29 protein-coding genes are annotated in these 24,207 nt (G+C 62.4%); 20 read left to right on the top strand and 9 right to left on the bottom strand.

The annotated features are described in order from the left end of the window. Positions 1 to 147: 147 nt before the first annotated feature. Positions 148 to 360, top strand: coding sequence for a hypothetical protein (locus tag QOU61_RS21615; protein ID WP_289653219.1), 213 nt, complete (start codon positions 148 to 150; stop codon positions 358 to 360). Between the two features lie 18 nt (positions 361 to 378). Here the strand turns inward: QOU61_RS21615 and QOU61_RS21610 are convergent, their stop codons facing one another. Next, positions 379 to 1,332 carry a patatin-like phospholipase family protein gene (locus tag QOU61_RS21610; protein ID WP_289653218.1) on the bottom strand — a complete coding sequence of 318 codons (954 nt, stop codon included), beginning with the start codon at positions 1,330 to 1,332 and terminating at the stop codon, positions 379 to 381. An 822-nt stretch (positions 1,333 to 2,154) separates the two neighbouring features. Between QOU61_RS21610 and QOU61_RS21605 the strand changes: the two genes are divergently transcribed. After that, positions 2,155 to 2,928 carry an outer membrane protein gene (locus QOU61_RS21605; RefSeq protein ID WP_289653217.1) on the top strand — a complete coding sequence of 258 codons (774 nt, stop codon included), beginning with the start codon at positions 2,155 to 2,157 and terminating at the stop codon, positions 2,926 to 2,928. Between the two features lie 199 nt (positions 2,929 to 3,127). On the opposite strand, the gene QOU61_RS21600 is transcribed toward QOU61_RS21605, so the two are convergent. After that, a complete protein-coding gene (locus QOU61_RS21600; RefSeq protein WP_289653216.1) occupies positions 3,128 to 3,268 on the bottom strand; it encodes a hypothetical protein in 141 nt (46 codons plus the stop codon). A gap of 165 nt (positions 3,269 to 3,433) precedes the next feature. On the opposite strand from QOU61_RS21600, the gene QOU61_RS21595 reads away from it, so the two are divergent. Beyond that, the gene (locus QOU61_RS21595; protein ID WP_289653215.1) at positions 3,434 to 4,705 is read left to right on the top strand and encodes an MFS transporter; all 1,272 of its coding nucleotides are present in this window, start codon (positions 3,434 to 3,436) and stop codon (positions 4,703 to 4,705) included. Positions 4,706 to 4,934: 229 nt separating this feature from the next. Here QOU61_RS21595 and QOU61_RS21590 read toward each other — a convergent pair whose 3' ends face one another. Next, positions 4,935 to 5,771 carry an SDR family NAD(P)-dependent oxidoreductase gene (locus tag QOU61_RS21590; protein ID WP_289661662.1) on the bottom strand — a complete coding sequence of 279 codons (837 nt, stop codon included), beginning with the start codon at positions 5,769 to 5,771 and terminating at the stop codon, positions 4,935 to 4,937. A 157-nt stretch (positions 5,772 to 5,928) separates the two neighbouring features. Between QOU61_RS21590 and QOU61_RS21585 the strand changes: the two genes are divergently transcribed. Both QOU61_RS21585 and QOU61_RS21580 read left to right on the top strand, forming a co-directional pair. Beyond that, positions 5,929 to 6,390, top strand: a complete 462-nt coding sequence (locus QOU61_RS21585; protein WP_289653214.1) for a MarR family winged helix-turn-helix transcriptional regulator — start codon at positions 5,929 to 5,931, stop codon at positions 6,388 to 6,390. Positions 6,391 to 6,448: 58 nt separating this feature from the next. Then, positions 6,449 to 6,850, top strand: a complete 402-nt coding sequence (locus tag QOU61_RS21580) for a DUF1801 domain-containing protein (protein WP_289653213.1) — start codon at positions 6,449 to 6,451, stop codon at positions 6,848 to 6,850. 207 nt (positions 6,851 to 7,057) lie between these two features. On the opposite strand, the gene QOU61_RS21575 is transcribed toward QOU61_RS21580, so the two are convergent. Together QOU61_RS21575 and QOU61_RS21570 are read right to left on the bottom strand one after the other, a co-directional pair. Next, positions 7,058 to 7,726: a trimeric intracellular cation channel family protein gene (locus tag QOU61_RS21575; protein ID WP_289653212.1), complete on the bottom strand. Its 669-nt coding sequence runs from the start codon at positions 7,724 to 7,726 to the stop codon at positions 7,058 to 7,060. Between the two features lie 141 nt (positions 7,727 to 7,867). Continuing rightward, on the bottom strand, positions 7,868 to 9,142 hold the full coding sequence (locus QOU61_RS21570; RefSeq protein ID WP_289653211.1) for a M20 family metallopeptidase: 1,275 nt from the start codon (positions 9,140 to 9,142) through the stop codon (positions 7,868 to 7,870). A 393-nt stretch (positions 9,143 to 9,535) separates the two neighbouring features. On the opposite strand from QOU61_RS21570, the gene QOU61_RS21565 reads away from it, so the two are divergent. The 3 genes from QOU61_RS21565 to QOU61_RS21555 all read left to right on the top strand — a co-directional run bounded on the left by QOU61_RS21565 (position 9,536) and on the right by QOU61_RS21555 (position 10,792). Further along, positions 9,536 to 9,910 (top strand): winged helix-turn-helix domain-containing protein, encoded by a 375-nt coding sequence (locus QOU61_RS21565; protein WP_289653210.1) that lies wholly within the window; start codon positions 9,536 to 9,538, stop codon positions 9,908 to 9,910. Next, positions 9,876 to 10,262, top strand: a complete 387-nt coding sequence (locus tag QOU61_RS21560; protein WP_289653209.1) for a VOC family protein — start codon at positions 9,876 to 9,878, stop codon at positions 10,260 to 10,262. Before QOU61_RS21565 ends, QOU61_RS21560 begins: the two co-directional genes overlap by 35 nt. 173 nt (positions 10,263 to 10,435) lie before the next feature. Next, positions 10,436 to 10,792, top strand: a complete 357-nt coding sequence (locus QOU61_RS21555) for a helix-turn-helix transcriptional regulator (protein ID WP_289653208.1) — start codon at positions 10,436 to 10,438, stop codon at positions 10,790 to 10,792. On the opposite strand, the gene QOU61_RS21550 is transcribed toward QOU61_RS21555, so the two are convergent. Further along, positions 10,742 to 11,485, bottom strand: a complete 744-nt coding sequence (locus QOU61_RS21550; RefSeq protein ID WP_289653207.1) for an SDR family NAD(P)-dependent oxidoreductase — start codon at positions 11,483 to 11,485, stop codon at positions 10,742 to 10,744. The two genes, QOU61_RS21555 and QOU61_RS21550, sit on opposite strands and share 51 nt — an antisense overlap. A gap of 116 nt (positions 11,486 to 11,601) precedes the next feature. Between QOU61_RS21550 and QOU61_RS21545 the strand changes: the two genes are divergently transcribed. Beyond that, a complete protein-coding gene (locus QOU61_RS21545) occupies positions 11,602 to 12,585 on the top strand; it encodes a LysR family transcriptional regulator (RefSeq protein ID WP_289653206.1) in 984 nt (327 codons plus the stop codon). Between the two features lie 14 nt (positions 12,586 to 12,599). Next, on the top strand, positions 12,600 to 13,073 hold the full coding sequence (locus QOU61_RS21540; RefSeq protein ID WP_289653205.1) for a nucleoside deaminase: 474 nt from the start codon (positions 12,600 to 12,602) through the stop codon (positions 13,071 to 13,073). A 33-nt stretch (positions 13,074 to 13,106) separates the two neighbouring features. On the opposite strand, the gene QOU61_RS21535 is transcribed toward QOU61_RS21540, so the two are convergent. Together QOU61_RS21535 and QOU61_RS21530 are read right to left on the bottom strand one after the other, a co-directional pair. Beyond that, positions 13,107 to 13,475, bottom strand: coding sequence for a nuclear transport factor 2 family protein (locus QOU61_RS21535; protein ID WP_289653204.1), 369 nt, complete (start codon positions 13,473 to 13,475; stop codon positions 13,107 to 13,109). Between the two features lie 92 nt (positions 13,476 to 13,567). Continuing rightward, positions 13,568 to 13,990: a DoxX family protein gene (locus QOU61_RS21530; RefSeq protein ID WP_289653203.1), complete on the bottom strand. Its 423-nt coding sequence runs from the start codon at positions 13,988 to 13,990 to the stop codon at positions 13,568 to 13,570. Between the two features lie 113 nt (positions 13,991 to 14,103). Here QOU61_RS21530 and QOU61_RS21525 point away from each other — a divergent pair, with 113 nt between their 5' ends. Together QOU61_RS21525 and QOU61_RS21520 are read left to right on the top strand one after the other, a co-directional pair. After that, a complete protein-coding gene (locus tag QOU61_RS21525; RefSeq protein ID WP_289661660.1) occupies positions 14,104 to 15,063 on the top strand; it encodes a LysR family transcriptional regulator in 960 nt (319 codons plus the stop codon). A gap of 259 nt (positions 15,064 to 15,322) precedes the next feature. Continuing rightward, the gene (locus QOU61_RS21520; RefSeq protein ID WP_289653202.1) at positions 15,323 to 15,661 is read left to right on the top strand and encodes a hypothetical protein; all 339 of its coding nucleotides are present in this window, start codon (positions 15,323 to 15,325) and stop codon (positions 15,659 to 15,661) included. A 95-nt stretch (positions 15,662 to 15,756) separates the two neighbouring features. Here QOU61_RS21520 and QOU61_RS21515 read toward each other — a convergent pair whose 3' ends face one another. After that, complete coding sequence (locus QOU61_RS21515) at positions 15,757 to 16,731, bottom strand: LysR family transcriptional regulator (protein ID WP_289653201.1); 975 nt, start codon at positions 16,729 to 16,731, stop codon at positions 15,757 to 15,759. 127 nt (positions 16,732 to 16,858) lie between these two features. On the opposite strand from QOU61_RS21515, the gene QOU61_RS21510 reads away from it, so the two are divergent. The 8 genes from QOU61_RS21510 (at position 16,859) to QOU61_RS21475 (ending at position 23,958) form a co-directional block, all read left to right on the top strand. Beyond that, on the top strand, positions 16,859 to 17,689 hold the full coding sequence (locus QOU61_RS21510; protein WP_289653200.1) for a class I SAM-dependent methyltransferase: 831 nt from the start codon (positions 16,859 to 16,861) through the stop codon (positions 17,687 to 17,689). Positions 17,690 to 17,704: 15 nt separating this feature from the next. Next, positions 17,705 to 18,985 carry an MFS transporter gene (locus tag QOU61_RS21505; protein ID WP_289653199.1) on the top strand — a complete coding sequence of 427 codons (1,281 nt, stop codon included), beginning with the start codon at positions 17,705 to 17,707 and terminating at the stop codon, positions 18,983 to 18,985. Between the two features lie 64 nt (positions 18,986 to 19,049). Continuing rightward, positions 19,050 to 19,580 carry a DUF8737 domain-containing protein gene (locus QOU61_RS21500; protein WP_289653198.1) on the top strand — a complete coding sequence of 177 codons (531 nt, stop codon included), beginning with the start codon at positions 19,050 to 19,052 and terminating at the stop codon, positions 19,578 to 19,580. Positions 19,581 to 19,679: 99 nt separating this feature from the next. Then, positions 19,680 to 20,027, top strand: coding sequence for a Lin0512 family protein (locus QOU61_RS21495; RefSeq protein ID WP_289653197.1), 348 nt, complete (start codon positions 19,680 to 19,682; stop codon positions 20,025 to 20,027). A 204-nt stretch (positions 20,028 to 20,231) separates the two neighbouring features. Then, positions 20,232 to 21,296, top strand: coding sequence for an ABC transporter substrate-binding protein (locus QOU61_RS37365; protein ID WP_289653196.1), 1,065 nt, complete (start codon positions 20,232 to 20,234; stop codon positions 21,294 to 21,296). A gap of 199 nt (positions 21,297 to 21,495) precedes the next feature. Continuing rightward, positions 21,496 to 22,476 carry an ABC transporter substrate-binding protein gene (locus tag QOU61_RS21485; RefSeq protein WP_289653195.1) on the top strand — a complete coding sequence of 327 codons (981 nt, stop codon included), beginning with the start codon at positions 21,496 to 21,498 and terminating at the stop codon, positions 22,474 to 22,476. A 243-nt stretch (positions 22,477 to 22,719) separates the two neighbouring features. Then, positions 22,720 to 22,956 (top strand): hypothetical protein, encoded by a 237-nt coding sequence (locus QOU61_RS21480; RefSeq protein WP_289653194.1) that lies wholly within the window; start codon positions 22,720 to 22,722, stop codon positions 22,954 to 22,956. 792 nt (positions 22,957 to 23,748) lie between these two features. Beyond that, complete coding sequence (locus QOU61_RS21475; RefSeq protein WP_289653193.1) at positions 23,749 to 23,958, top strand: hypothetical protein; 210 nt, start codon at positions 23,749 to 23,751, stop codon at positions 23,956 to 23,958. Positions 23,959 to 24,207: the final 249 nt, after the last annotated feature.

The following is a 24,207-nucleotide window of genomic DNA, read 5'->3' as shown; positions in this document are numbered from 1 at the left end:
GGCAGAAGTTGCGATGTTGCGGGCTGGTTCAAGCGCACGCAGCGGGGGCCGATTGCCGGCATTGATCCGCGCCAACTGAAGAGCCCTGCGACAATTGTTTCCGCTCCCGGCATAGAACTCAGCGCCGTGGTCCGCAAAGGCGAGCAGATGACGTTCGTGAAGCGAGTCGAACCCCGAGCGGGCTACCTTCATGCGCGCTTCGGATTCTTCAAACTTGCCTTGAGCGGCCAAGATGTGGGCAAGACACCAATCAATCTGGTGTTGGTCTTTATGGCAGCCGCTCCCGGCTACAGAGGCCAAGTGCTTCGGGTTTCGGTGAAGAATCTGGTCTTGGCATCGATCATCGACCGAATGCGCTAATGGAGGGGACCCGCAACATCACAGAAACATGTCCGCAAGATCGACCGTCGAGCGTGAGCCGAGATGTTCGAAATTTTGATCGAGCCACCTGCCGGCGGTCTCCCGTCCTGCATCGCGCAATCGACATAGCAGGCTCCACTCCGGATGAAACTGCGTCGCAGTACCAAGCTCGGACATGAGACGGTCATTGCCGATCCAGTGCATGAACATGCGACTGTGTTTGGCCTCGTCCAGTTCGCCATTGTCGATCAATCTTGTCGCGAAAGCGACTGCGCGCATTTCTCGCATCAGCGATGAGTTGAAGCTGATCTCGGTGATCCGGTGCAGGACGTCCGCAGCGCTCGTCGGCAGCTCGTCGCGCCTGATGGCCGTCACCTGAACGATGACGACGTCCTTGGCACCCTTTCGATAGATCAGCGGAAAGATCGCAGGGTTTCCGAGATAGCCGCCGTCCCAATAGTGCTCTCCATCGATTTCAACCGCCTGGAAGTAAGGCGGGAGGCAGGCCGACGCGAGCACGGCGTCGACAGTGATGTCGGGGGTCTGGAAGACCTTGATCTTCCCAGTGCGGACATTCGTTGCGTTGAGAAAGAGCTGCGGTGCCGGAGGCGACTGATTGAGCCGTTCAAAATCGACCGCTGTCAAAAGCAGATCCCTGAGCGGATTGACGTTGAGCGGATTGAGCAGCGTAGGCGGAAGGGTGTGCGTCAGGAAGTGGAGGGCGGCGTGAAACGGATGGTACTCCGGCGGCAATTTCAGCGCTTGAATCCATTGGTTCAAGGGGGAGTAGAGATCGTAAATCAAATCCATTCGTGAGACTCCTTGCCAGAAGTCATGCAGCCTTTTCCGCGCCGCCTCGGGGCCGCCCGCTGCCATTCCGGATGCAAGCGCAACCGCATTCATCGCGCCGGCACTTGTGGCGCTGATCGCCTCGATGCCAAGGCGGCCGTCCTCCAGCAGACGGTCGACCACGCCCCAGACAAAGGCGCCATGTGCTCCACCTCCCTGGAGAGCGAGAGTCACGCTTTTCACTGGAAATGCCCTCAATTTGCGGTTGGATCGACGGCAGCAGTTTCTATCGCCCTTACTCCTGAACGAGCCAGTCTTGATCGGAAGCTTGAAGCACCTGGGATTGATATCTGCCTATGCAAATCGGACAAAATGAAAAGCGTGACGACTAACAATTTGCCGATTCTGCACAGCCAAGACCGGTGATCCAGCGGCAATTTGGTCGCAAGAGTTCGTCTGCACATTGGGTTTTGCAGCTGGCGATGCCGTCTGGACGGCACTCCCGCAGGGTGGCGCGCCGCCGCCCTCAGAAATTTCCTTTTCGAATTCAATCATCCAGGCGATGGCTCCCGCAATGTGCGTGGATGAGAGCCGGCCGTTTGTTCGCCTCCCTCGCGTTGACGCGATTTGATGCGATCGATGCTCGGCAGCTCTTGTGCGGGCTCGTTTCGATGCCAATCGTCCCGCCATGGCAAGGGACGAGAGCGAAAATTGTCGGGTCAGGCCTGGACGGTCCCGCAGTGATCGAGCGCGTATCAATCCGCGCACCGCAGCAAACGGATAGGCGTCTGCTTCAGGCTTCAGCCCAAAAGGCGCACGCAATTCGACTTCTTTCAGCCATATTCTAAAAGCCGACAGTTGTATTTGAGGCACAGAATCTTCGCGTCAAATCGCCTACGCTTCAGGTGGAATTTGGAATCAAGCGCAAATCGACACCATCATTATCGGCGGTTGCGAGTGCATCTATCGGATAGATGCAAGATGCGACGCAGATGGAGAAATGCGATGAAGAAATTCCTCTCGGCTACCGTAGGTCTCGTAGCGTTGGGCATCGCCGCTCCGGCGTCGGCCGCTGATATGGCCGTCAAGGCACCACCGCCGGCCCCGCTTCCCGTGCTCTATAATTGGACCGGCTTCTACATCGGCGCCAACGGCGGCGGCGGCTGGTCCCACAAATGTTGGGATGTCACGAGCTTCCGTGTACCTGTCGCTCCCTTCGGTGAAGGTTGTCATGATGCGAATGGCGGCGTGGTTGGTGGCCAGGTCGGCTATCGCTGGCAGATGCAGAACTGGGTGTTCGGTCTGGAAGCGCAAGGCGACTGGGCTGATTTGAAGGGATCTAACGTTAGCCGTTTCATTCCCGCTTGGACCAACAATTCCAAGATCGAAGCGTTCGGCTTGTTCACCGGCCAAATCGGCTATGCCTGGAATAACGTCCTTTGGTATGTGAAGGGCGGCGCCGCCGTAACCGATGATAAATTCCGAGGCACGGTCACCACATCAGGCGCGCTGTTCGATTCGGCGAATGAGACACGCTGGGGCGGCGCCATCGGCACCGGTGTCGAATACGGATTCGCGCCGAACTGGTCGGTGGCCGTCGAGTACGATCACCTTTTCATGGGCAACCGCAGCATCACCGCAACATCGACAGGCGTTTTGGCTGGTATCCCGGCCGGCAGCCCATTCCGCACCGACTCGATCCGTCAGGACGTAGATCTGGTCACTGCACGCATCAACTACCACTTCAACTGGGGTGGCCCGCTCGTCGCAAGGTACTGATCTCCGCTTCTCTCCAGCGACTCAAAAACCCCGGCACCGGCCGGGGTTTTTTGTACCCGCCTTGGCAGAATATCGCGCGGATGTCGCAAATGCCTCTGATTGAGCAGAAAATTTCAGCCTAGCCTCCAAAAGCCGACATCTCCCCCTTTATGACTACACGCCCTGATCTGCCTCGTTTCGGCAGTCTTCAATTTCGACTTCAGGCTGTTCTGAGGCAGCGCTGCGTTGGACCAAAGTCGACACCCCGGCCGCCGGCTTCTGGTACGTGGAAGACGGCAAGATCGAGGCGTTCGCCTGCCATGTCGGCGTCGGCATCGTGCCCGCGCAAATAGGCATACATCCAGACTTCGCATCCGTAGTAAAAGCGCAGGCTGCGGCGTAAGGAAAAGGCCGGGTGCGGGGGAGCCGTGCACTTCTCCAACATCATTCGGCGCGGAATTTGACGGCCGGATTCCGCGTCGCTTGTCCCCGCACATCTCCCTCCTTTCAACACGAAATGAATCGCATGACGGATCAAATCCTAGCGACGCCGGTCGACGGCCCGCAAGAACGCCAGACCGGATTTTCGCGCTACCAATCACTCCTGATTGCGCTACTCGCGTTCACGCAGTTCACGATCATTCTCGATTTCATCATCATGTCGCCGCTCGGCGCCATGATGATGCCCTCGCTCAACATTACGACCGGGCAGTTCGGTGTCGCAGTTTCGGCATACGCCTTCAGCGCCGGACTTTCAGGTATCCTTGCCGCCGGCTTTGCCGATCGCTTCGATCGCAAGCGGCTGCTCCTGTTCTTCTATGTCGGCTTCACGCTAGGAACCTTGCTCTGCGCGGTGGCGCAGAACTACCACGTTCTGCTGCTTGGCCGGATCGTGACCGGACTGTTTGGCGGGGTAATCGGCTCGGTCGTGCTCGCCATCATCACGGACCTGTTTCCGCTGCATCTGCGCGGCCGTGTGATGGGGTTTGTTCAGACGGCATTCGCCGCAAGCCAGGTACTCGGCATTCCGGCCGGCCTGTTTCTGGCCAACCACTGGAATTGGCACGTCTGCTTCGCCGCGATCGTCGGCCTGTCGATCGCGGCGATCATCGTCATCGCGTTCGCGATGCAGCCGGTGACCGGTCATTTGCGGCACCAGCACGACAGCAATCCGTTCCGGCACCTGATCGCGACCGTCGGGCAGCCGCGCTACACGCTCGCCTTCGCGGTGACGACACTGCTGGCGACCGGCGGCTACATGCTGATGCCGTTCGGCAGCGCCTATACCGTGCACAATCTCGGCATCGACATCGTGCACCTGCCGACGATCTATCTCGTCTCCGGTCTGTTCAGCATCGTCATGGGACCCCTGGTCGGCCGGGCGAGCGACGCGTTCGGCAAGTACCCGACCTTCGTCTTCGGCAGCGTGGTGTCGGTCATCATGGTGCTGATCTACACCCATCTCGGTCAGGTCTCGTTGGCCACCGTGATCGTTGTCAACGTCCTGATGTTCGTCGGCATCTTCTCCCGCATGATCCCGTCGCAGGCGCTGATGTCGGCGATCCCCGACGCCAGCCAGCGCGGCTCGTTCAGCGCAGTCAGCGCCTCGCTCCAGCAGCTCTCCGGCGGCCTCGGCTCGTTGGCGGCGGCCGCGATCATCGCGGAAGATGCAGACGGATCGCTGATCCATTTCGACCGGCTCGGCTACATCGTCGTCGCGACCTCGATCGTGTCGGTGGTCGCGCTGTATTTTGTGCAGAAGGCGGTGGCGAAGCGGACGGGTAAGGCCATGGTCTGAGGGCGGCTTTGGTGTCGCCGTGTCGCTAAGCTCATTTTTCGGCTTCGGCAGTCCCGGCCGCGTTTTGCCGGCGCTCGCACAGCCATCCGCTGTCGGTTGAAGCCGATCTCTATCGTCCTTGCGAACGTCCTCATTCCGAGGTCGCGACGACGAGCTCAAGGCTCCCCGCCTTGGCCGCGGCTTCCATCGCGAAGAGCCGCAGGGAAAATCCGCCTGCACCCGTTAGCCTTCATTCGCCAACGCAACCCTCTATGACTTCGTCGCGGCAGAAGGCGGCAACTCGTTCCGCGGTCGCCTGCCACAGCGCTTGCTGCGCTTGCCGGTCAGCGCCCGGCGCCACGGGGACGAGCGGTCGTGCGCCGCTGGCCGAAAAATAGCCGCCCGTCACCTCCGCGAAGGCAGGATCGCTGGCCAGGCGGACGATGATGGCGGCGCCGCGCTCCGGATTGCCGATCTTCAACCAGGTCAGCAGCCGTTCGAGCGGCGCTGCGAACCACAGTTCGCGCCCGAGCCCCGTCACGTTGAATCCGGGACATAAGCAGTTGACCGCCACGCCGCTCCCCTTCAGCCTGCGCGCCAATTCCATCGAGAACATGATGTTCATCAATTTGGTACGGCCGTAGATCGCCGAGGAGCCTCGCGCGGAGAACGGGTGCTTGTCGACAAGCGCGGCGAGGGGATCAAATCCGGCAGCTTGTCGCGAGGCTTGCGATGCCACCGTGACTATACGCGACGGCGCCGACCTGATCATGGTCTGCTGTAGAATGCTCGTCAAAAGCCATGGTGCCAGGTAATTGACCGCGACCATCTCGGAATAGCCGTCCGCGGTGACCCGTGATTTGAAGGCATGAATTCCTGCGTTGTTGATCAGCGTGTCGATCCGGGTATGGCGCGCGACGATCTCGCGTCCGAGGGCCGCGACGGACGCGAGATCGGCAAAGTCACCATAGTGTACGTCAATCCGCGTGCCCGGCGCGGCCGCCGCGATCATCGCCATTGTTGCATCGGCCCTGGTCTGGTTGCGCGCGGTGAGCACGAGATCCGCTCCCTGCCGGGCGAGCGCGATCGCCGCGTATCGACCGATGCCGCTGGTTGCTCCGGTTATGACGATGGTCGGAATGGCTGCTCTCCAATAGTGGAGATATATCCGCTATATGGATGATGGATTTTTGTCAACTAATATGGCAAGAGGTCGGAGAGGCAGGGCGACAGACGATGGGATGATGGCTTTGGACAACGGCAAAGCTCCGCGGAACGACAGACGGCGCGTACGGTGTATCCGCGAGCTCGGCGCTGCGCTGCACGCGCTGGTGAGCCAATCCCGGGCTTTGACCGCGGCGGCGGCGGCGACGTTTCACACTGAACTACAGCCCGCCGCTTTCCATATCGCGCTGTGGCTCAACGCGTTCGGCCCGGCCAAACCCAGCGCCGTGGCCCAAGCTGTCGGCATGGACCGCAGCGCGACGAGCCGCCTCATCCGCGAGCTTGTGCGCTTGGGACTGATCGCGACGTCAACCGATCCGTCGGATCGGCGGAGTATCGTCCTGTCGCTGACCCCTGACGGTCGTCGGCGGCTGGAGGGCGCGATGCAGGCCAAGGGGGCCGTGTTCGAGCAGCGGCTTGCCTCCTGGAGTGTGGACGATATCGAGCTGTGTACGGCTCTGCTGCGAAGGCTGCTGCGTTGATAGATCTACGCTTGGGGGTCGCTTTGACATGGCGAGCCAGGCTGGCAAAGCTGCTCCGATGAGCCAACTCCTCCGGTTCCCGAGCGCCGTTCCGCGAGACCCCGGTATCGACGCCTGGTTTTCCAAGCCTGATGACGAGTTGCGACGGTTCGCCCAGCCATGGTTTGAACGGATGCGCGGCTGCGGAGCGGACGTTCGCGAGCTTCTGCACGATGGCCATCCCACTGCGTGTGTGGGCGATGCGGCATTTGGATACGTCAACGCCTTCAGCGTTCATGTGAATGTTGGCTTTTTCTACGGGGCGATGCTCGACGACCCGGCCGGCCTCCTGGAAGGCACCGGCAAACGGATGCGGCACGTGAAGCTCCGCTGGGCGCAACAGGTGGACGCCGCTGCATTGAGTGAGCTTATCGCGGCGGCATACCGGGACATGCGGTCGCGCCTCGGGTCCGCGGAATGAAGTTTTCGGCACGGTGAGGACGGTTCGCGCGGATCAACGACGGAAGCTCATCATTTCGCGAATTTCAGATCGCCAATCGACGCCGCGTTTTTTAGAAGGCATTCCGTGAGGATGCCCATCTCCGGCCAGGGGCAGGGCGCTGAGCAGCCGGTGGCAGGCCATGTTTGGCCGTAGCCTTGCGGCGGCGATCGCCGATCAACGGCAAGTTCAGTGCGGTTTCTCATCATCGGAGCGATCTATTCCGGCGCGTTCTTGCGCGGACAAAAGCGCGACAGGCAAATGCCAGCCGTGTCTGATCGCCATGAAGCGAAGGCCGAAGCACAAGGCCCCACCGGCCAGAGCTGAGGCGCCATAGGGAAGACCAAGCATATCGCCGATGACGACGACGGAGGCGCCGGCCAGCGCCGCAACGGCGTATAGATCCGAACGCAGCACTTGTGGGATTTCGGTGAGGAGAACGTCGCGCGTCATGCCGCCGCCGATGCCCGTCAGCATGCCCAGAAGAGCTGACATGACCGGGCTCAACCCGAACGCGATCGCTTTTTGCGCACCGGCAACGGCGAAGAATGATAGTCCTACCGCGTCGAACAGGAGTACGGGACTGTGCAGCCGGTCGACACCGGCATACGAGAAGAAGGTGAGGAGCCCGGCCAGGACAGAAACCAGCAGGTATCGTCCATCGGTCAGGGCGGCCGGCGGCACCGCGCCGATCAGCACATCGCGGCCGATCCCGCCAAAATTTCCCGCCACGAAGGACAGGACGACGATACCGAAAATGTCGAGCCGGCGATTGACCGCGGCAACCGCTCCGCTGATCGCGAAAACGAAGGTGCCGCCCAGGTCAAGAATACGCACGAAGGTTTCAATGGTGATCATGACGGCTCCATCCGCGAAAACCTAAACGTGTCGAATGAAAGCACGAAGCGGCGCCGGGGGTGAATCCGATACGAAAGCCGCCGGCGTGGGTCGGCACCACCACGCCACGCATTCGGTTCGCAGCCGCCGACGCAAACGGCGTCAGCTTGCGCCAAGCCATGCCAGCGCGCCGACGGCCAGTGCCTCGACGCCGGTCTCCATGGTCGGGTGCAGGACCGGCGCGAATTGCGGGCTATGATTGACCGGTAGCTCATTGAGCCTGCCGGCCGCCTTGGCCCTGGCATAAGTTTCGGGATCATTGCCTCCAACAAACCAGAACACCGAAGGCACCTGCCAGGCGGTGCCGAAGCAGCCGAAGTCCTCGCTCGCTGGCGCGGGTCCGGTGTGCTTCACCCGATCGGCGGAAAAATAGCCGCGAAAAGCCTCGGCGATGCGATTGCTCGCGGTCTCGTCATTCACGTTGAGCGGGTAGCGGTCGAGCGGCGTGATCTCCGGCTTGCGCGGGGCGCCTGAGGCTTCGGCCTCGGCATTGACGATTCGTTCGATCGCCGCAAGCACGTGCTTGCGTACACCCGCATCGAATGTCCGCACATTGAGCTTGATGATGGCGTCGTCGGGAATGACGTTCTCCTTCGTGCCGGCTTGCAACACGCCGACCGTAACTACCGCCGCGTCGTTTGCGGCAACCTCGCGCGAAACGATGGTCTGGAGCCGCAGGACGACGGATGCCGCCATGACAACGGGATCGATGCTGGCCTGCGGCATCGAGCCATGCGCGCCACGCCCGAACAGGCGTATTTGCAGGCTGTCCGCCGCGGACGTGATCGGTCCGGCGCTTCCGGCGACGGTGCCGGCGGGGCCGACCATGACATGCTGGCCAAGCACGACATCGGGCGTCGGAAAGCGCTTGAGCAGACCGTCGTCGATCATGGCCTGGGCGCCTTGCGCTGTTTCCTCACCCGGCTGGAAGACGGCCATCAAGGTGCCTTTCCAGACCTCGCGCGCCTGCGACAGCAATGTCGCTGCGCCGACCAGCCACGCGACATGCATGTCGTGGCCGCACATATGGCCCACCGGCACGGCATTGCCTTCGGCATCCGTCGCCGAGACTTTGCTGGCATAGGCAAGGCCGGTGTTCTCGGCGATCGGCAGCGCATCCATGTCGGCGCGGAGCGTCACGGTTGGCCCTTCGCCGTTGCGGAGCAGTCCGACTACACCCGTCTTGCCCACCCCGGTCGTCACCTCGAAACCGGCCTTTCTTAGCCTGTCGGCAGCGATGCCCGCTGTTCGCGTCTCCTGCATCGACAATTCGGGATGGGCGTGAATGTCCTTATAAAGCGGCTCGAGATCGGGCAGCAGCTTGCCCAGGTTCGCCAGGACAACGGATGCGCTGTTGAGGGATGTATGCTCAGCCATGATGATCTCCTTCTGACGCCTGCCCGCGGCTCGTATCCGTCTGTGAAGCGACGGCGGCTGCGTGTGCGTGCTGTTCGACCTCCTCGACCTTCGCGATCGCGAAATCTTCCACCGACGAAATCTTCCATCGGAAAGTGACTCTTACCCTGAGGATCACCGACCATTGACCGCCGCCGGGCCGAAACTGTCCCGTGCATTCACCGGGGGCGAAGTGCGACGCTAGTTACCTATTGGGGTGAGGTCCATCCGGACCATCGCCCTGACGGGTAAGCCAAGCTGACGGTGGGGCCAGGCGCGCAAACCTTTCAGCGGCAACCAATTCCGACGGGCACAAGGCGATGGTCAGGACCGCCGGACTCCCGACCACTCTCTGTCATGCAATAAGATTGTTGCATGATGGCGCCAGGTGCGGCATACATCATCATGGATTTGGATCGGCTGTTTCATGCGCTGGCGGACAGCACACGCCGGCGCCTGATCGACGAGTTGGCAGAACGGGACGGGCAGACCTTGTTTGAGCTGCACGTCCGCATGACGCAGTGGCACGGCGCCAGCCTGACCCGGCAGGCGCTGTCGCGGCATCTCACGGTTCTGGAGGAGGTGGGATTGCTGCGCTGTGAATGGCAGTGGCGAAGCAAATTCCACTTTCTGGAACTTGCGCCACTGCGGCGCGCTTCGACGGTCTGGCTGGGCGCTTACCTCAGGAAACCGGGTGGAAAAGGGAGTGTGTCACATGCGAATCGTGCTGACGAGCGTGCTCGTCGATGACCAGGAGAGAGCATTGCAGTTCTATCGGGACATCCTGGGCTTCAAACCCAAGCACGACATTCCGCTGGGCCATCATCGCTGGCTGACGCTGGTGTCGCCTGAAAATCCTGACGGCGTCGAGCTCCTGCTGGAACCTGACGAGCATCCGGCAGCCAAACCTTTCAAGGCCGCCCTCGTCGCCGACGGCATTCCCTGCGCGTCGTTCGGCGTCGACGATGTGCAGAAGGAATATGAGCGGCTTGTGCAGCTCGGCGTGATCTTCACTCAGAAGCCGGCGGCGATGGGACCGGTCACCACCGCCGTGTTCGATGACACCTGCGGCAACCTCGTCCAGATCGCGCAGCGGCACTGAGCGGCGCTGGTGGCGCGAGTCTTTCAAGGGCTGCTCACAGAATCAGAGCCCGCTTTCGCGGGGTGAAGTCGATCTCTGTCTTCCTCATGAATTTCCGTGTCGCGAGGTCATGACGACGAGGGGGCTGGCTCGGCGCGCTGAGCGACCCGCATATCGGCGCTGCGCTCCGCCTGATGCACGGCAATGTCGCGCAGCGCTGGAAGGTCAGCGATCTCGCCAGCGAAGTGGGCATGTCGCGCACGTCGTTTGCCGAACGGTTCAAGAGCCTTGTCGGCATGGCGCCGCTCGAATATCCGACCCGCTGGCGCATGACGATCGCCCGCAATGCGCTCCGGCGCGAGGACGCCAATCTCGCCACCATCGCCGAAGCCATCGGCTACGAATCCGACACCGCATTCAGCCTTGCGTTCAAGCGCATGTTCGGCAGCAGTCCAGGCCGCTACCGGCGCGACGCGAGCCCTCGCACCGGACAGGATCGTCTAGTGGCTCTTGCCGCCATCGACGTTGAGGACGTGGCCGGTGATGTATGACGCTTCATCCGATGCGATGAAGACGATCGCGTTGGCAATCTCCTCCGGGAGGCCGAGGCGCGTCATCGGAACGGTCGTCACCAGAGCCGCCTTGTTCTCCGGCGTGCCGGTGAAGCGGGTCAGCATGCCGGTGTCCGTCGCTCCAGGCGCCACGGCGTTCACGCGGATCCCTGACGTGGCCAGCTCGCGCGCCACCGACTTGGTGATGCCTTCGACGGCGTGCTTGCTGCCGACATACAGAGAGGCCCCCGCCGCGCCTTCGTGCCCGTAGGTCGAGGAGATGTTGATGATGGTCCCGCTGTGCTGTCCCTGCATGACGCGTGCTTCGTGCTTCATGCTCAGGATCACGCCGAGAACATTGGTATCGAACGTCGCGGCATAGCTTTCGGCGGTCTGGTCCGTGATCGGGCTGGGCCGGCCTTCGGTGCCGGCATTGTTTACCGCGACATCCAGTCGGCCAAACCGCGCGATCGTCTTGTCGACCAGGGTGCGAACGTCATCTTCCTTGCGGACGTCGGCATTGATGAACTCGGCCTCTGCACCAAGACCGCGCAGCTCCTTGGCCAGCGTCTTGCCGGCCTCGTCGCGCCGACCGGCAACGACGACTTTCGCGCCCTTCTTTGCAAAGGCGACGGCCGCAGCGCGCCCGATACCGGTAAGTCCACCTGTGATCAAGACGACGGGGGTGCTCATGGATCCAGTCCTTCATTGTGTGATGTTGGACCCAAGATGGCCTCTCCCCGAGATTTGAAAATCGGTCCATAGTTCCAAACATATCGGACTGAAATGTCCGAAATGGAGGTTCGCGGATGGACAGTCTGGCATCGCTGAATGCCTTCGTTCGGGCGGCGGAGGCCCGAAGTTTCACGGTTGCGGGACGGCAGCTTGGCGTGTCGTCGTCGGCAGTCGGCAAGGCCGTGGCGCGGACAGAGGAACGGCTCGGCGTGCGCCTTCTGCATCGCAGCACGCGCAGCATCACGCTAACCGCGGAAGGCGCCCTGTTCCTCGAGCGCTGCCGGCGCATCTTTTCCGAAATCGAGGCGGCCGAGCTTGAACTGTCGCAGACGCAGGAGGCCCCGCGCGGTACGCTGCGTGTCGGCCTGCCATTGGTCGGCATCCTGATGATGCCTGCGCTCGTCGCGTTCATGCGCGCCTATCCCGAGATAACATTGGATCTCGATTTCAGCGATCGGGTCGTCGATGTGATCGAGGAGGGCTTCGACGCCGTGGTGCGCTTCGCCGAGGCCGGCGACACGCGATTGATGTCGCGGGCCTTGGGCACGTATCGACGACGTCTTGTGGCCGCCCCGTCCTATCTGGCGGCCAAAGGTGTTCCTCTGACCCCGGACGACCTCAAGGCTCATGCCTGCCTGCACCACAAGTTTCCGACCAGTGGAAAGTTCGAGCGATGGCCGCTGCAGCCCGAGCATGCCAGCATCGAGAGTGAATTGCCGAAGACGGCCGTGGCAAGTACGCTCGAGCCGATAATCTTTATGGCCGAACAAGGCATGGGCATCGCCTACCTGCCGGACTTCGCCATAGGCCGGCAGCTTCGTGACGGCGTGCTCGTCACCGTGCTCGACGACTACACCGAGCGCTCCGGACCGCTTCGGATCCTGTGGCCGTCGAGCCGGTATCTCGCTCCCAAGCTCCGGGTGCTTGTGGATTTTCTCGCCGCGAACCTTGTCCCCGCCGTCGAAGGCGAGGCAGACACAGCAGCGGCAGCCGGACAGCAGCGGGATCGGCTTCAACGCGAATTGAAAAGACCCTCGTTGCGGCCGAGGCGCAGGTGAAAGGAACGATGAACATGGACACCGACCAGCGTTTCCTCGCCCAGGCGATCGAGCTCGCGCGCGCCAATGTGGAAAGCGGCGGTCGTCCCTTCGGTGCCGTCATCGTGAAGAACGGCGAGATCGTCGCCACCGGGGTCAACGAGATCCACAGCACCAACGACCCCACCGCGCATGCCGAGCTGACGGCGATCCGTGCCGCCAGCCGCAAGCTTGGCTCGCCGAGCCTCGAGGGCTGCGTCGTCTATGCGAGCGGGCATCCGTGCCCGATGTGCATGGCCGCGATGCGGATGGCCGGCGTCCGCGAAGTCGCTTACGCCTATTCCAATGATGACGGCGCGCCTTTCGGCCTGTCGACGGCGGCGATCTACGCGGAGCTCGCGAAACCATTCGCCGAACAGTCGATGACGATCCGTCATGTGCCGGTTCGCCCGAAAGCGCAGGCGGACATCTATGCGGACTGGAAGCGGCGGCAAGACAGGCAGGCGTAGGGCGGGGCGGCTCGCCACCCCGCCGCGTCGAACTTAAGGCAGCTTGTCGAAAAACAGATAGACGGCAGCAATCCGGCCGTCCCGGGCGATGATGAAATCCGTGCCGGCGTAAGCCGGCGCCTTGCCGGGGCTGCCCGACACCCATCGCACCCGCCCGCCATCGCCCAGCTCCTCGGGCGGGGCGATCGGCTGATATTGGAAATCGGGATGCGTGGCCTTGATCACGCCGGCGATGCGATCGATCTCGTCGCGGCCGCGATGCACCCCCTTGTTGGGATCGTAGAACACGGCGTCTTCGTGGAAGATCTCGTCGACGACAGCGCGTCGGCGCACGGGGTCGCTTTCACCGAACACGTCGTTCAGGTTGCGAAGCATCAGGGTCGATGTGCTGAAGCGGGACATGGCTATTTTCCTTTCGGTGTCGAGGGCAGGGGCGAGCGCCGGCGGCGCTTTCGAACGTGGTGGGACCACGCGCAAGGGACGCCGGCGGCTCTTCAGGCGGCCAACGCAGGGCTTGAACCCGGCGCGGCGAGCTTGCGCCGGTTGTCGATGCTGAGCGCACCGGCCCCGAACGCCGCGATCTGCAGCAGCCCGCCTGCCATCATCACGTTCTTGAGGAAGTGGATCATCTGGTTCTGGTCGGCGAAATTGCTGTGAAACGACACCGCCGTCGCGAGCGAGAACAGCGCCAGGACCATGGCGACGGAGCGGGCACGATAGCCGGCGACGAGCAGCAGGCCACCGCCGAGTTCGACGGCGACAGCCACCGCGAAGGCCAGCGGCGGGAAGGGCAATCCGACGGCGCTGATCAGCCCGGTCGTGGCGCCGTAGGCGCCGAGCTTGCTCAAGCCGCTCATGGCGAAGGGGAGGCCGATCATCAGTCGGCCGGCGAAGGGAAGGTAACGGGTCGCGGACATGGAAGGTCTCCTTGGATGCAATCCCGCTTCTGGTTGCGGGCACGGCGAATAGTGTTGCGGAGCCCCTCGTTTCGAAATAGAAATGATTGAAAATCATCGTTGCAGAAATGGCGATATCCAGACTGCCGGACTTCGAGGGACTGGCGATGTTCGCCAAGGTGGCCGAGGAGCGCTCGTTCGCGGCCGCGGCCCGAGCCATGGGCGTATCGGTGGCGACCGTCTCGCGGGCCGTCACGCGCCTGGAGGAGCGCCTTGGCGGGCGCCTGTTCAACAGGACGTCACGGCGCCTCGCATTGACGGACTACGGTCACACGCTCGCCGAGCGGGCCTCGAAGATCTACGCGGACGCGGAAGCAGCCGAGGACTTCGCGCGCGAGGCCTCGAGCCGCCCGCGCGGTCTCGTGAAGCTGGCCGCGCCGCTGTCCTTTGGCGCGCGCTGGGTCGCCCCGATACTGCCGGCGTTCTTTCGCCGCTATCCCGAGATCGAGGTCGATCTTCATCTCACCGACGCGCAGACCGACCTGATCGGTGATGGCTTCGACGCCGCGCTGCGCATCGCCGTCCTGGAGGACTCATCGCTGGTCGCGCGACTGATCGCGCCCGTTAGCCGGTTCGTCGTTGCCTCGCCAGCCTACATTGCGCGCCATGGCCGTCCTCAGCGCCCGCACGATCTGGGCGCCCATCAATGCCTGAGCTACACCAATCGATCGAAGCGCGACGTCTGGCGTTTCACGCACCAGAAAACAGGCGAGGAGTGCCCGGTCACGCCAACCGGGCCGCTCAGGGGAACGAGTGTCGAGGCGTTGTTGCCGACGGTGCTCGAAGGGCTGGCGATCACGGAGCTCCCAGAATTCATCGCGACGCAATATTTTCCCAAGAAGCAACTTGAGCCTGTCCTCACCGATTGGCGCCTGCCGCAAGGCGGATTGTACTTCGTGACGCCGACGGCGCGCTCACGTCCCGCCAAGGTCTCCGCCCTGGCCGACTTCCTGATCGCCGAGCTGACGGATGCGCGGTGGAGCGCAGAAGCAGTGATGGGCTGGAAGCGACCGAAACAGCGAAGGAAGCATTGATTGCTTCATTCACTCTCGGACGGCACCGGGCAACCTTGGCCGGTTCGAACCGTTTCGCAGGATCTTCCTTCTCAGAGCAGGATCGATCTTCCTTCCCAGAGAATGAATTCGGCGCCGAGCGGCGAATCCCTGGAACCTGCGAGCGCCTGCCGTGGTTATGGCAGAGCATTGTCGAGCGGCCGCGGAGAGAATTGCTTCGGTTTGACCGGACGCGGCTGCCTTATGTTAAGCGTTACGCCGCCCCTGGGCGGAGGTGGATATGGCAAATCATTTATCAATGGCAGTGCCTTACGGCGCCGATCAGACCCTTTACCTGGTGGTCGACAGTTTTGCAGCGCGAGGCATCGGTTATCGCGAGGTTGAGATCGAGTACACCAATCTTGAAGCGATCGTCTCTGATCTGCTGACCGGCCAATTCAACACGCCGGTCCGTGTCCTGGCATTCAACACACTTGAGCATTGGGTCAAGGACATGTCGAACCAGGTGGCCGAAGAAATTCAATCCTTCTGCGATATCGAACGTGTCCCGGTGCCCGAACATGTCCGGGACTTTGTTGCGAGGCATATCAGCGCAACGCGCCGGCTTCAGTTGACTTGAAGGTAGACGCTTTGGTTCTGCAGTGGCCTGCTGCGCCGCCTTTTGGTAAGCGCCCGGCGATGTCATTTGCGGGGGCCCTCGACCGCCCGGCGTCATCAAGAGCTCTTTGCACTGCCCTGCTTGCGCAGTTTCCGCGCCGTTGTTGTGATACGCGGGGCGTCGCTGCTGCGGTATTTGACGTGCTCGATGAACGCGCGCAGTTTGGGCAGCACCTGGCGTCGGCCCGGATGATACAGAAAGAGACCCGGCGCCGTGACGGCGAAGGGCGCCAGCAGCGTCTGCAATCGGCCATCGGCAATCGCCGCCTTGGCGAGCGGGCCGGGCACCTGCGCAAGTCCGACACCCTGGATCGCGGCTCCAAGGAGTGTGGGGAAGTCGTGCGCGATGAGCGGACCGGAGACGATGGCTTCGATCGCCTTGTTGCCGTCGACAAAATGCCAGGGTGCGATCGCGCCGTTGGTTCGGCGCATGCGCAGGCATGCGTGCTCACGCAGATCGTCGATGTGTTCCGGCGCCTTCCGCCGCGCCAGATAGTCGGGGCTCGCGACGACGACGAAGGGAAAAGGCGGCGTTAACCGCACCGCGACCATGTCGGCTGCAATGAACTGGCCCAGACGAATGCCGGCATCGAACCCGCCGGCCGCAAGATCCACCAACTCCTCGCTCGCGGCGATCTCCAGCTCGATGTCGGGATAGGCTTGGCAGAACGACGCGATCAGCGGCTCCAGCACGGGCGGCACCACCGCGCGCGGCACCGAGAGCCGTAACAGCCCGGCCGGCCGCTGTCCGAGTTCACGCGCGACCTCGCCAGCCGCGACAAGCTCCTCGAAGGCGGGCTTGGCGCGCGAGAGGAACCGTTCGCCGGCTTCGGTCAGGCCGACGCTGCGGGTGGTGCGGATGAAGAGCGCTGCGCCGATCCGCGCCTCGAGTGCGCGGACCGCCTGGCTGATCGCCGACGGAGTCACCCCGAGCTCGGCGGCCGCCCTGCGAAAGCTGCGGTGCTGGGCGATGCTCAGAAACGCCTCCACGCCGCCCAGCGCACCTTGCCTGACTGTGAAGTTCTGCTTCATGGCTCGTCGACATTATCGCAGATAGTCGCTCGCGGAAAGCAGTCGTACATCGCAAACCAGGGGGCCATGGCGGTGTCGGGACCTCTCTGCTCCCAGGACATCTCTGAAGTCTCGGAGGAAGCTTGCAATGACCGATGGACTTGATGGCGTGCGCGATCACTATCGCGCGACCGGCGTGACCGAACGGCTGAAGGCGGCGCTCGCCGTTTTCGGACCCGAGGATCAGCAGCTCACGCCCCAGCAATTGGGCGGCGTCGACCAGTTTCATACGCGCGGGTTTGCCGCCACCGTCGAGCTTGCGAGGCTCGCCGGGATCACCGCCGACATGTCGGTTCTCGATGTCGGTTCCGGAATCGGCGGCCCGGCACGCTTTCTCGCCGCGACGTGCGGCTGCCAGGTCGTTGGCGTCGACCTCAGCGAGCCCTTCGTCGACGCGGCACGCTATCTGACGGAGCGCACGGGCCAAGGTGGGCAGGTGTCGTTCCAGGCCGGCAGCGCGCTCGAGCTTCGATTTGACGATGGCCGTTTCGACGCCGTGTTGCTGCAGCATGTGGCGATGAACATTGCGGATCGGCCGCGGCTCTACCGCGAAATCCGGCGCGTGCTCAAGCCAGGCGGCAGGTTTGCGACGTTCGACGTCGTGTTGAAGAGGGGCGAGCCGCACTATCCGCTCCCGTGGGCGCGAACCCCGGCAACGAGCTTTCTCCTGACCGCCGCCGCAACGCGGGACGCGATCGAATTGGCCGGTTTCCGCACGCTCGTCTGGCAGGACGACACCGGCGCCGCCAAGGCCTGGTTCGCGCAGATGCGCGCGTCCGGGCCGCCGCCTTCGCCAAATCTCGGCGTGGTGATGGGGCCGGAGTTCGCGCAGCTCGCCGCGAACCTGGGACAGAACCTCATGGACGAGCGGATCGGCATCCTGACCGCCGTGTTCGAGGCGGTATCCACGAAGACCTGAAGGGAGGGCTGGTCCATGCGCCCTGACTCCCGCAACCGTGCCTGGATCGCGGTGCTGCTGCTCTTCATTTTCATGGTGATCAATTTCGCCGACAAGGCGGTGATCGGGATCGCCGCCGTCCCGATCATGCAGGAGCTGGAGCTCGGCCCGCGCCAGTTCGGGTTGGTTGGGTCCAGCTTCTTCTTGCTGTTTGCGGTCTCGTCGATCGCGACCGGCTTTCTTGTCGACCGGGTGCAGACGCGCTGGGTGCTGCTGGCGATGGGCATCATCTGGGCGCTGACCCAGTTTCCGATGGTCGGCTCGGTCGGGTTCGAGACCCTGGTGGCCTGTCGTATCGCGCTCGGAGCCGGCGAAGGTCCCGCAGCACCAGTGGCGCTGCATTCCGCCTACAAGTGGTTTCCCAACGAGCTGCGTACCGTTCCGACCGCCGTCATCGCGCAAGGCGGGGCGATCGGCGTCGTGGTGGCACTCCCGCTGCTCAACTGGGTCATTGTGCGCTGGACCTGGCATTGGGCCTTCGGCGCACTCGGCCTGATCGGCCTCGTTTGGTGCGCCTTGTGGCTCGTCTTCGGCCGCGAAGGCTCGTTGGACGACGCCAGCCTGACGGCAAACGATGCGGCGCAATCATCCCGCAGGGTCGGCTACGCTCAATTGCTGCTCAGCCCCTCGATCCTAGCGTGCTGGGCGGCGGCGTTCGGGGCCAACTGGGCCCTGTCGCTGGCGCTCTCCTGGCAGGGCGCTTACCTGATCAAGGGTCTTGGCCTTGCGCAAGGCTCGATCGGGCTCCTGGGAGCACTGCCGGCCGCCGGTAGCGCGGTCGCGATGCTCGCGACCGGCTGGTGTTCGCAGCGGCTGCTGTCGCGCGGCGTGTCGAGCAGGCTGGCGCGCGGCATCCTCGGCGGGTCGAGCGTCGTCCTTGGCGGCGCCGCGCTGACAATGCTGCCGTACGTTCCGGGCATTCCCGTCAAGATTGCCCTGATGACGCTCGGGGTGGCGCTGCCTTCGGTGATCTACGTCATCGGCAATGCCGTCGTCGGTGAAATCACCCCGGCGGCGCAACGCGGCGCACTGCTCGCGATCGGCACTGCGGTCGCGAGCTCAGCCGGCCTGCTCGCACCCTACATCATGGGCAGTGTGATTGAGAGCGCCGCGACACCGCTCGACGGGTTCAACGCCGGCTTTTTCATGTGCGGGGTGATCATGCTGGTGGGCGGCGCCATCGCCATGGCGCTCGTAAATCCGGAGCGCGAGGCAGAGCGGCGATCGAGGCTGCAGCCGCTCGCTGTGTCTGCCTGAGGGCTCCAAGGCGAGCAGATCCGAATTGAGAGGCCGCATCATCAACATCTGATAGGAGACCAACATGTCGTCGGAAGTTATCTTCCAAATCCAGCTCGTCCTGGGATACGTCGCCTGGCTGCTTTGCTTCGGCGTCTACGTCTGGCCGCGGCTCAAGGTGATGGACCATCTCGAAGCACAGCGCGCCATCGCCACGGTGCACAGCTTCCGCTTTTTCGGGCTTGTCTTCATGCTTCCCGGCGTCGTCGGCCCCAACCTGCCGGCCGGCTTCGCGGCGTTCGCCGCCTACTATGATTTCGCAACCGGCGTGCTGGCCATGCTGGCGCTTCTCACGGTGCGGGTCCGCCCGCTGTTCTGGCTGTTCGTGGTCGCATTCAACCTCGTCGGTGTCGTCGATCTCATCCTCGACTACTACCACGCCGTCCAGGTTGGCCTTCCCGCGCTGGCGGGCGAGCTTGGCGCCTTGTACGCGATCCCGATCATCTACGTGCCCATGCTGATGATCACGCACATCGTCGCGTTCTATTTTCTGGTGCGTTCCCAGGCCAGGGGAGATCGGGAGACGGCCTTCGCAGCGGCATCCCGGAGTCAATGAGCGACGCACCGGGCCAGAAAATGTGGGGCCGGAAAATTTGCTCCCGCGGGATCAACACGGTATCACGTTCCCAAATGATCGCGTGGGAGCAGGCGAGCAATGGCACGTATCCGCTGTATCACCGAAATGGGCATGGGCGTCGACGTTCACGGGCGCGACGCGACGAAAGCCGCAAAGCGCGCGGTGTCGGACGCGATCCGCCATTCCAGCCTCGGCTTCTTCCGCATGCTGGGCAAGACCGCGAACGACATGTTCGTCGATGTCACGATCGGCGTGCCTGATCCGGCTGGTGTCGACACCGCAGCCGTCGCCAAGGAACTGCCTTACGGCACCGTCACCGTGACCGCAGTGAAGGGCGGGCTGGAAATTCCGGCGGAGCAGGGCGGTGACGCCATCATCATCGCCAATGCCGCCGTGATCGTCAGCCTCGAGAACGGCGCGGCATAGCCATCTGGAGACTGCGAAATCGCTGGATATCGAAGTTTCGCCGACCCTGTTGGCGGTTGCTGACGAGGTGATCGAATAGCGCTCTCTTTTGCTGCACCGCATGAGTCCGGTCCTGGGACCCACTGCGGACGTAGACCACCTTTTTGGCTCTTCGTACATCCGGCCTGCGCGGACATGATGCGCTGCCATGGTTGGGAGCGCAGCATGAGACGGCGAGATTTCCTTGCTCTCGCGGTGGGCGCGGCAGCGGTATCGCCTGTCCGGTCGTGGGCCCAGCGAAGGACGACAATTCCGCGTGTCGGCGTGCTCTGGCACGCCGCCGACGCAGACGGCGAGTGGCCCTATTACGGTTGCCTGCTCGGGGGGTTTGAAGAGCTTGGCTATAAAGGAAAAATCGAGCTCATTCACCGTTTCCCCGCCGAAAAGCCGGAGAAGTTTCAGAGCATGGCGGCCGAGCTTGTGGCGCTCGCACCCGACGTGCTGGTGGGCGTCGGCGGTGCGGCGCCCTATGTCAAGAAAGCCACCTCGACCATCCCGATGGTCTTCATGTATGTCGCCGATCCGATCGGGGCCAAGCTCGTCGAGAGTATGCGCCATCCCGGCGGCAACGCCACGGGTCTTACCAATTTTGGCCTCGAGCTTGTCGGCAAGCGGCTCGAATATCTCAAGGAGATCAGTCCGCAACTCGCGAAGGTTGCCATGATCGTCAACCCCACCAATCCGATCTCGAATTTCTATGTCGAGCAATCGAACGTCGCCGGTCCCAAGCTCGGACTGACCTGCAAGCCTTACAACGTCGGCACGCTCGACGACCTCGAGCCCGCTTTCGACGCCATGGTCGGAGACCACATGGAGGCCGTCTTCTTCAATGCCGAAAGCCTGTTCTATGTCGGCAAGAAAAAGGATCGCGGAGCTCGCGCTGGCGCGCAAATTGCCGTGCTGCGGCTATGTGAAGGAAGTGCTGGATGCCGGCGCGCTGATCTCCTACGGCGCGGACCAGCGCCTGATCGCGCGCCGCACCGCCTATTATGTCGACCGCATCCTGAAGGGCGAAAGACCGGCGGACATGCCAGTCGAGCAGCCGACCCGTTTCCAGCTCTGCATCAATCTCACCACCGCAAAGGCGCTCGGGCTCACCATTCCCCCCACGCTGCTCACCAGAGCCGACGAAGTGATCGAATAAAAGCATCTTTGATGCAGCGCATGAGTCTCTTATTGGCCCTGACCGACGGAAATCCATGTGGCTTGGCATGTCGGCGATCAGGGTAAGAGCGGACTTGTTCTGCTCAATGTGAGTTTTGTCGCTCGTGACCCAACCCCGACATCTGCGGGTTCGAAATCTCGCAGTGCAGCACCCTTGTGGTGTGTTATCGTTCCTTAGGCACGACACTTAAGGTCTGTCGAACGCCCCCGCGCATCCACTGTCTTCCGAAGCCCGACACACCGAAGTCTTTGCAGGGGGGGTGCAATGAAGCGGCGCGAGTTCATCCGTACGCTTGCTGGGGCTGCGGCCTGGCCGTTCGCCGCGCGGGCGCAGCAGCTATCGATGCCTGTCATCGGCTTCCTGCACGCAGGCTCACCCGAGCAGAACATCCAGCGCGTGGCGGCCTACCGAAAAGGCCTAAGCGACACCGGTTTTGTCGAGGGTCGGAACGTTGCAATCGAATTCCGCTGGGCCGATGGGCATGTTGATCGGCTGCGCGAGATGGCTGTCGATTTGATCCGCCGGCAGGTCGCCGTGATCGCAACTCCGGGCAGCACGGATGCGGCACTTGCTGCCAAATCTGCAACGACGACAATTCCGATCGTCTTCGCCGCCGGCGCTGACGTGGTCGCCCTTGGCCTCGTGGCAAGCCTCAGCCGACCGGGCGCCAATGTCACCGGCGCGACCTCCTTGAATGCCGACATCGCAGCGAAACGGCTTGAGCTCATTCGCCAGGTGGTGCCGCAGGGGGCGCGCTATTTCGCGCTCGTCAACCCCAACTCGGTATTGTCTGGCTCCTATCTCAAGGACCTGCAAGCCGGCGCGGCGGGCCTTGGCCTTCACGTTGAAACAGTCAACGCCAGCACGGATGCCGATATTGATGCTGCCTTTGCAAAGCTGCCTCCGCAGCCCGACACCGTCCTGCTTGTCAGCACCGATGCGTTTTTCTTCAGCCGTCACGAACAAATCGTCAGGTTGGCGGCCCGCTATAGATTGCCCGCGATGTTCGACAACCGTGAATATGCAGTGAGTGGCGGGCTGATGAGTTATGGGGCGGATTTTTATGTCGTCATGCAACTGGCTGGTGTCTACACCGGACGGATTCTCAAGGGTGAAAAACCGGCAGACTTGCCAGTGATGCAGTCGGCAAAATACGAGTTCGTGATCAACATCAACACCGCCAAGGCTCTCAGCCTGTCGGTACCCCCCACGCTCCTCGCCCTCGCCGACGAGGTGATTGAATAGCGATTGCCTTTTGCGGCGCATGAGTTCGAGAGGGGCGCTTTTCTGACCTCGCGCGGTCACTGTGACAGCCATAAAGGGCGGGCTGAGCCCGGCGCGGACGGGCGCGGTCGCGATGCGCGCGCCTGTGTCCTAATTCCCACACTGCGACTAAAAAACGTCTCTTTGTCACTTCTCGAACAGACGTCAAATCCGTTCCCTTCCAACCTCCATTATTCGAAACGGTCATCGGTTGGGGTGGCGAAAATGGAACGTTCCCTGATAACTGACATGCCGCGCGACAAATATGTCGAGCGGTGCAAGCAACGTGCGTTCGAATATCTCGACCGAGGCGATCTTAGAGGCGCGGTCGCGGCGTTCGTCAACAACATGAACGCCCGTCCCGATTGCGAATTGCCACACCACTTGGCAGCGCTTGGCGTTGTGCTGCTAATGGGGAACGATGCGCTTGGCTGGAGGACGCTGATCGAAGGATTCAGGTGATGGTCCGATGATCAATACGTGGGATCGGATATGTAAGGAACGCGACAACGCGTCTCCTCCATCCAGATTCTTGGTTCGCCAGGGGGGCAAGGGCTGGATGGTTTACGATCGACAACGTAAGGGGCCGGCAGTGGTTGGGACCAGTCTGGCGGTCAATCTGACGAAAGAGCAAGCCAACCGCATCGAGCAGATGCTGAGGGCTGCGTGGGAAGGCAAGCGTTCAAGTTGAGCAGAGCCCGCCATTCGGCGGCTTGATGGCACGGATTGCCATGATGCGTGTTGCTCCACCAAAGACGGCGCTTGCACATTGTCGGCCACGCTTCTCCTTGCTGATGCGCGGCGTGAGTCCACACATGGCCCAAATGCGAAAGTCCTGAAAGCCTCTTAAATCGTCTGCTTATCGCGGTAGACCGGAAGTGGTTGGTGCACGATTAGAAAGACGCGATTCACCCAAACCGGAAGCCGCGCCTACTCGTGATGGCTGTTATTTCGCCGCGCAGCAACGGCTGGCCGCAAGAAAATCAACCGGGGTGTATAAAAAAGAACATCCTGCGCGACCTTTTCGTGCCCTAATGCTGCGAGCTCCGATATGGAGCAGCAGAAAGAGACGATGCATTCCTGGGCGGCTTGGTTCTCTCTGCCGGAACAAGCCCTAAGGCGACCTCAGTTGGCAGCCTTTCGCGGTCTATCCTCGCGGAATAGGGCGATCTCAGAGTGGCCGACAAATAGGCACACAGACCAGACAGCTTTTGCTGGTGGCACGGCCATGGTGGACAATAGGAAGTAGGTGCAATGAGAGTTTCCTCGATTGTCGGACTGCTGTTTGCAGCAGTGATGTTGGCGATCATTCCGGTCTCGCCCCAGGTGACACCGCGCGGCGTGGAGTTAAGCGTTGATCAAGCGCAGGCCGTCACGTACCGGCGCGCCCGCGTGACTGCGCGTCGTGTCGACCGTCGCGATTACCGCTATGCGCGTCGCGCCGTGCGGCGTGGTGCTTATTAACGGAGCGCGATGGGCAAGGGTCAAGGGTGTTGGCGCGGGCAGGGAGCCAGAACCGGTTCCAGTCGTCGCAACGCGCGAGGCATGCTATGACCCCTCTACCAGCGGGCGACGCGTTCCTTACGGTCGCCATTATGAGCGCCACTTTCCTGACAGAGGTCGCTCTTTTCATCCTGATTGGAATGATCTGAAAGGAGCGCGCTCTGGGCAGCGCGCAGCCGATGCCGAATGGACTAGCCAAACGTTCTCGAC

This window comes from Bradyrhizobium sp. NP1, assembly GCF_030378205.1.
GTDB lineage: Bacteria > Pseudomonadota > Alphaproteobacteria > Rhizobiales > Xanthobacteraceae > Bradyrhizobium.
Note: the sequence above shows the minus strand (reverse complement) of the source record. Positions and strands in the feature narration are given on the sequence as shown.

What these genes read in the sequence shown, in the direction of transcription:
- QOU61_RS21615 (WP_289653219.1), top strand. Translation starts at nt 148, where the DNA reads ATGACGTTCGTGAAGCGAGTCGAACCCCGAGCGGGCTACCTTCATGCG.
- QOU61_RS21605 (WP_289653217.1), top strand. Translation starts at nt 2,155, where the DNA reads ATGAAGAAATTCCTCTCGGCTACCGTAGGTCTCGTAGCGTTGGGCATC.
- QOU61_RS21600 (WP_289653216.1), bottom strand. Translation starts at nt 3,268, where the DNA reads ATGTATGCCTATTTGCGCGGGCACGATGCCGACGCCGACATGGCAGGC.
- QOU61_RS21595 (WP_289653215.1), top strand. Translation starts at nt 3,434, where the DNA reads ATGACGGATCAAATCCTAGCGACGCCGGTCGACGGCCCGCAAGAACGC.
- QOU61_RS21585 (WP_289653214.1), top strand. Translation starts at nt 5,929, where the DNA reads ATGGCTTTGGACAACGGCAAAGCTCCGCGGAACGACAGACGGCGCGTA.
- QOU61_RS21580 (WP_289653213.1), top strand. Translation starts at nt 6,449, where the DNA reads ATGAGCCAACTCCTCCGGTTCCCGAGCGCCGTTCCGCGAGACCCCGGT.
- QOU61_RS21575 (WP_289653212.1), bottom strand. Translation starts at nt 7,726, where the DNA reads ATGATCACCATTGAAACCTTCGTGCGTATTCTTGACCTGGGCGGCACC.
- QOU61_RS21570 (WP_289653211.1), bottom strand. Translation starts at nt 9,142, where the DNA reads ATGGCTGAGCATACATCCCTCAACAGCGCATCCGTTGTCCTGGCGAAC.
- QOU61_RS21565 (WP_289653210.1), top strand. Translation starts at nt 9,536, where the DNA reads ATGATGGCGCCAGGTGCGGCATACATCATCATGGATTTGGATCGGCTG.
- QOU61_RS21560 (WP_289653209.1), top strand. Translation starts at nt 9,876, where the DNA reads ATGCGAATCGTGCTGACGAGCGTGCTCGTCGATGACCAGGAGAGAGCA.
- QOU61_RS21555 (WP_289653208.1), top strand. Translation starts at nt 10,436, where the DNA reads ATGCACGGCAATGTCGCGCAGCGCTGGAAGGTCAGCGATCTCGCCAGC.
- QOU61_RS21550 (WP_289653207.1), bottom strand. Translation starts at nt 11,485, where the DNA reads ATGAGCACCCCCGTCGTCTTGATCACAGGTGGACTTACCGGTATCGGG.
- QOU61_RS21545 (WP_289653206.1), top strand. Translation starts at nt 11,602, where the DNA reads ATGGACAGTCTGGCATCGCTGAATGCCTTCGTTCGGGCGGCGGAGGCC.
- QOU61_RS21540 (WP_289653205.1), top strand. Translation starts at nt 12,600, where the DNA reads ATGGACACCGACCAGCGTTTCCTCGCCCAGGCGATCGAGCTCGCGCGC.
- QOU61_RS21535 (WP_289653204.1), bottom strand. Translation starts at nt 13,475, where the DNA reads ATGTCCCGCTTCAGCACATCGACCCTGATGCTTCGCAACCTGAACGAC.
- QOU61_RS21530 (WP_289653203.1), bottom strand. Translation starts at nt 13,990, where the DNA reads ATGTCCGCGACCCGTTACCTTCCCTTCGCCGGCCGACTGATGATCGGC.
- QOU61_RS21520 (WP_289653202.1), top strand. Translation starts at nt 15,323, where the DNA reads ATGGCAAATCATTTATCAATGGCAGTGCCTTACGGCGCCGATCAGACC.
- QOU61_RS21515 (WP_289653201.1), bottom strand. Translation starts at nt 16,731, where the DNA reads ATGAAGCAGAACTTCACAGTCAGGCAAGGTGCGCTGGGCGGCGTGGAG.
- QOU61_RS21510 (WP_289653200.1), top strand. Translation starts at nt 16,859, where the DNA reads ATGACCGATGGACTTGATGGCGTGCGCGATCACTATCGCGCGACCGGC.
- QOU61_RS21505 (WP_289653199.1), top strand. Translation starts at nt 17,705, where the DNA reads ATGCGCCCTGACTCCCGCAACCGTGCCTGGATCGCGGTGCTGCTGCTC.
- QOU61_RS21500 (WP_289653198.1), top strand. Translation starts at nt 19,050, where the DNA reads ATGTCGTCGGAAGTTATCTTCCAAATCCAGCTCGTCCTGGGATACGTC.
- QOU61_RS21495 (WP_289653197.1), top strand. Translation starts at nt 19,680, where the DNA reads ATGGCACGTATCCGCTGTATCACCGAAATGGGCATGGGCGTCGACGTT.
- QOU61_RS37365 (WP_289653196.1), top strand. Translation starts at nt 20,232, where the DNA reads ATGAGACGGCGAGATTTCCTTGCTCTCGCGGTGGGCGCGGCAGCGGTA.
- QOU61_RS21485 (WP_289653195.1), top strand. Translation starts at nt 21,496, where the DNA reads ATGAAGCGGCGCGAGTTCATCCGTACGCTTGCTGGGGCTGCGGCCTGG.
- QOU61_RS21480 (WP_289653194.1), top strand. Translation starts at nt 22,720, where the DNA reads ATGGAACGTTCCCTGATAACTGACATGCCGCGCGACAAATATGTCGAG.
- QOU61_RS21475 (WP_289653193.1), top strand. Translation starts at nt 23,749, where the DNA reads ATGAGAGTTTCCTCGATTGTCGGACTGCTGTTTGCAGCAGTGATGTTG.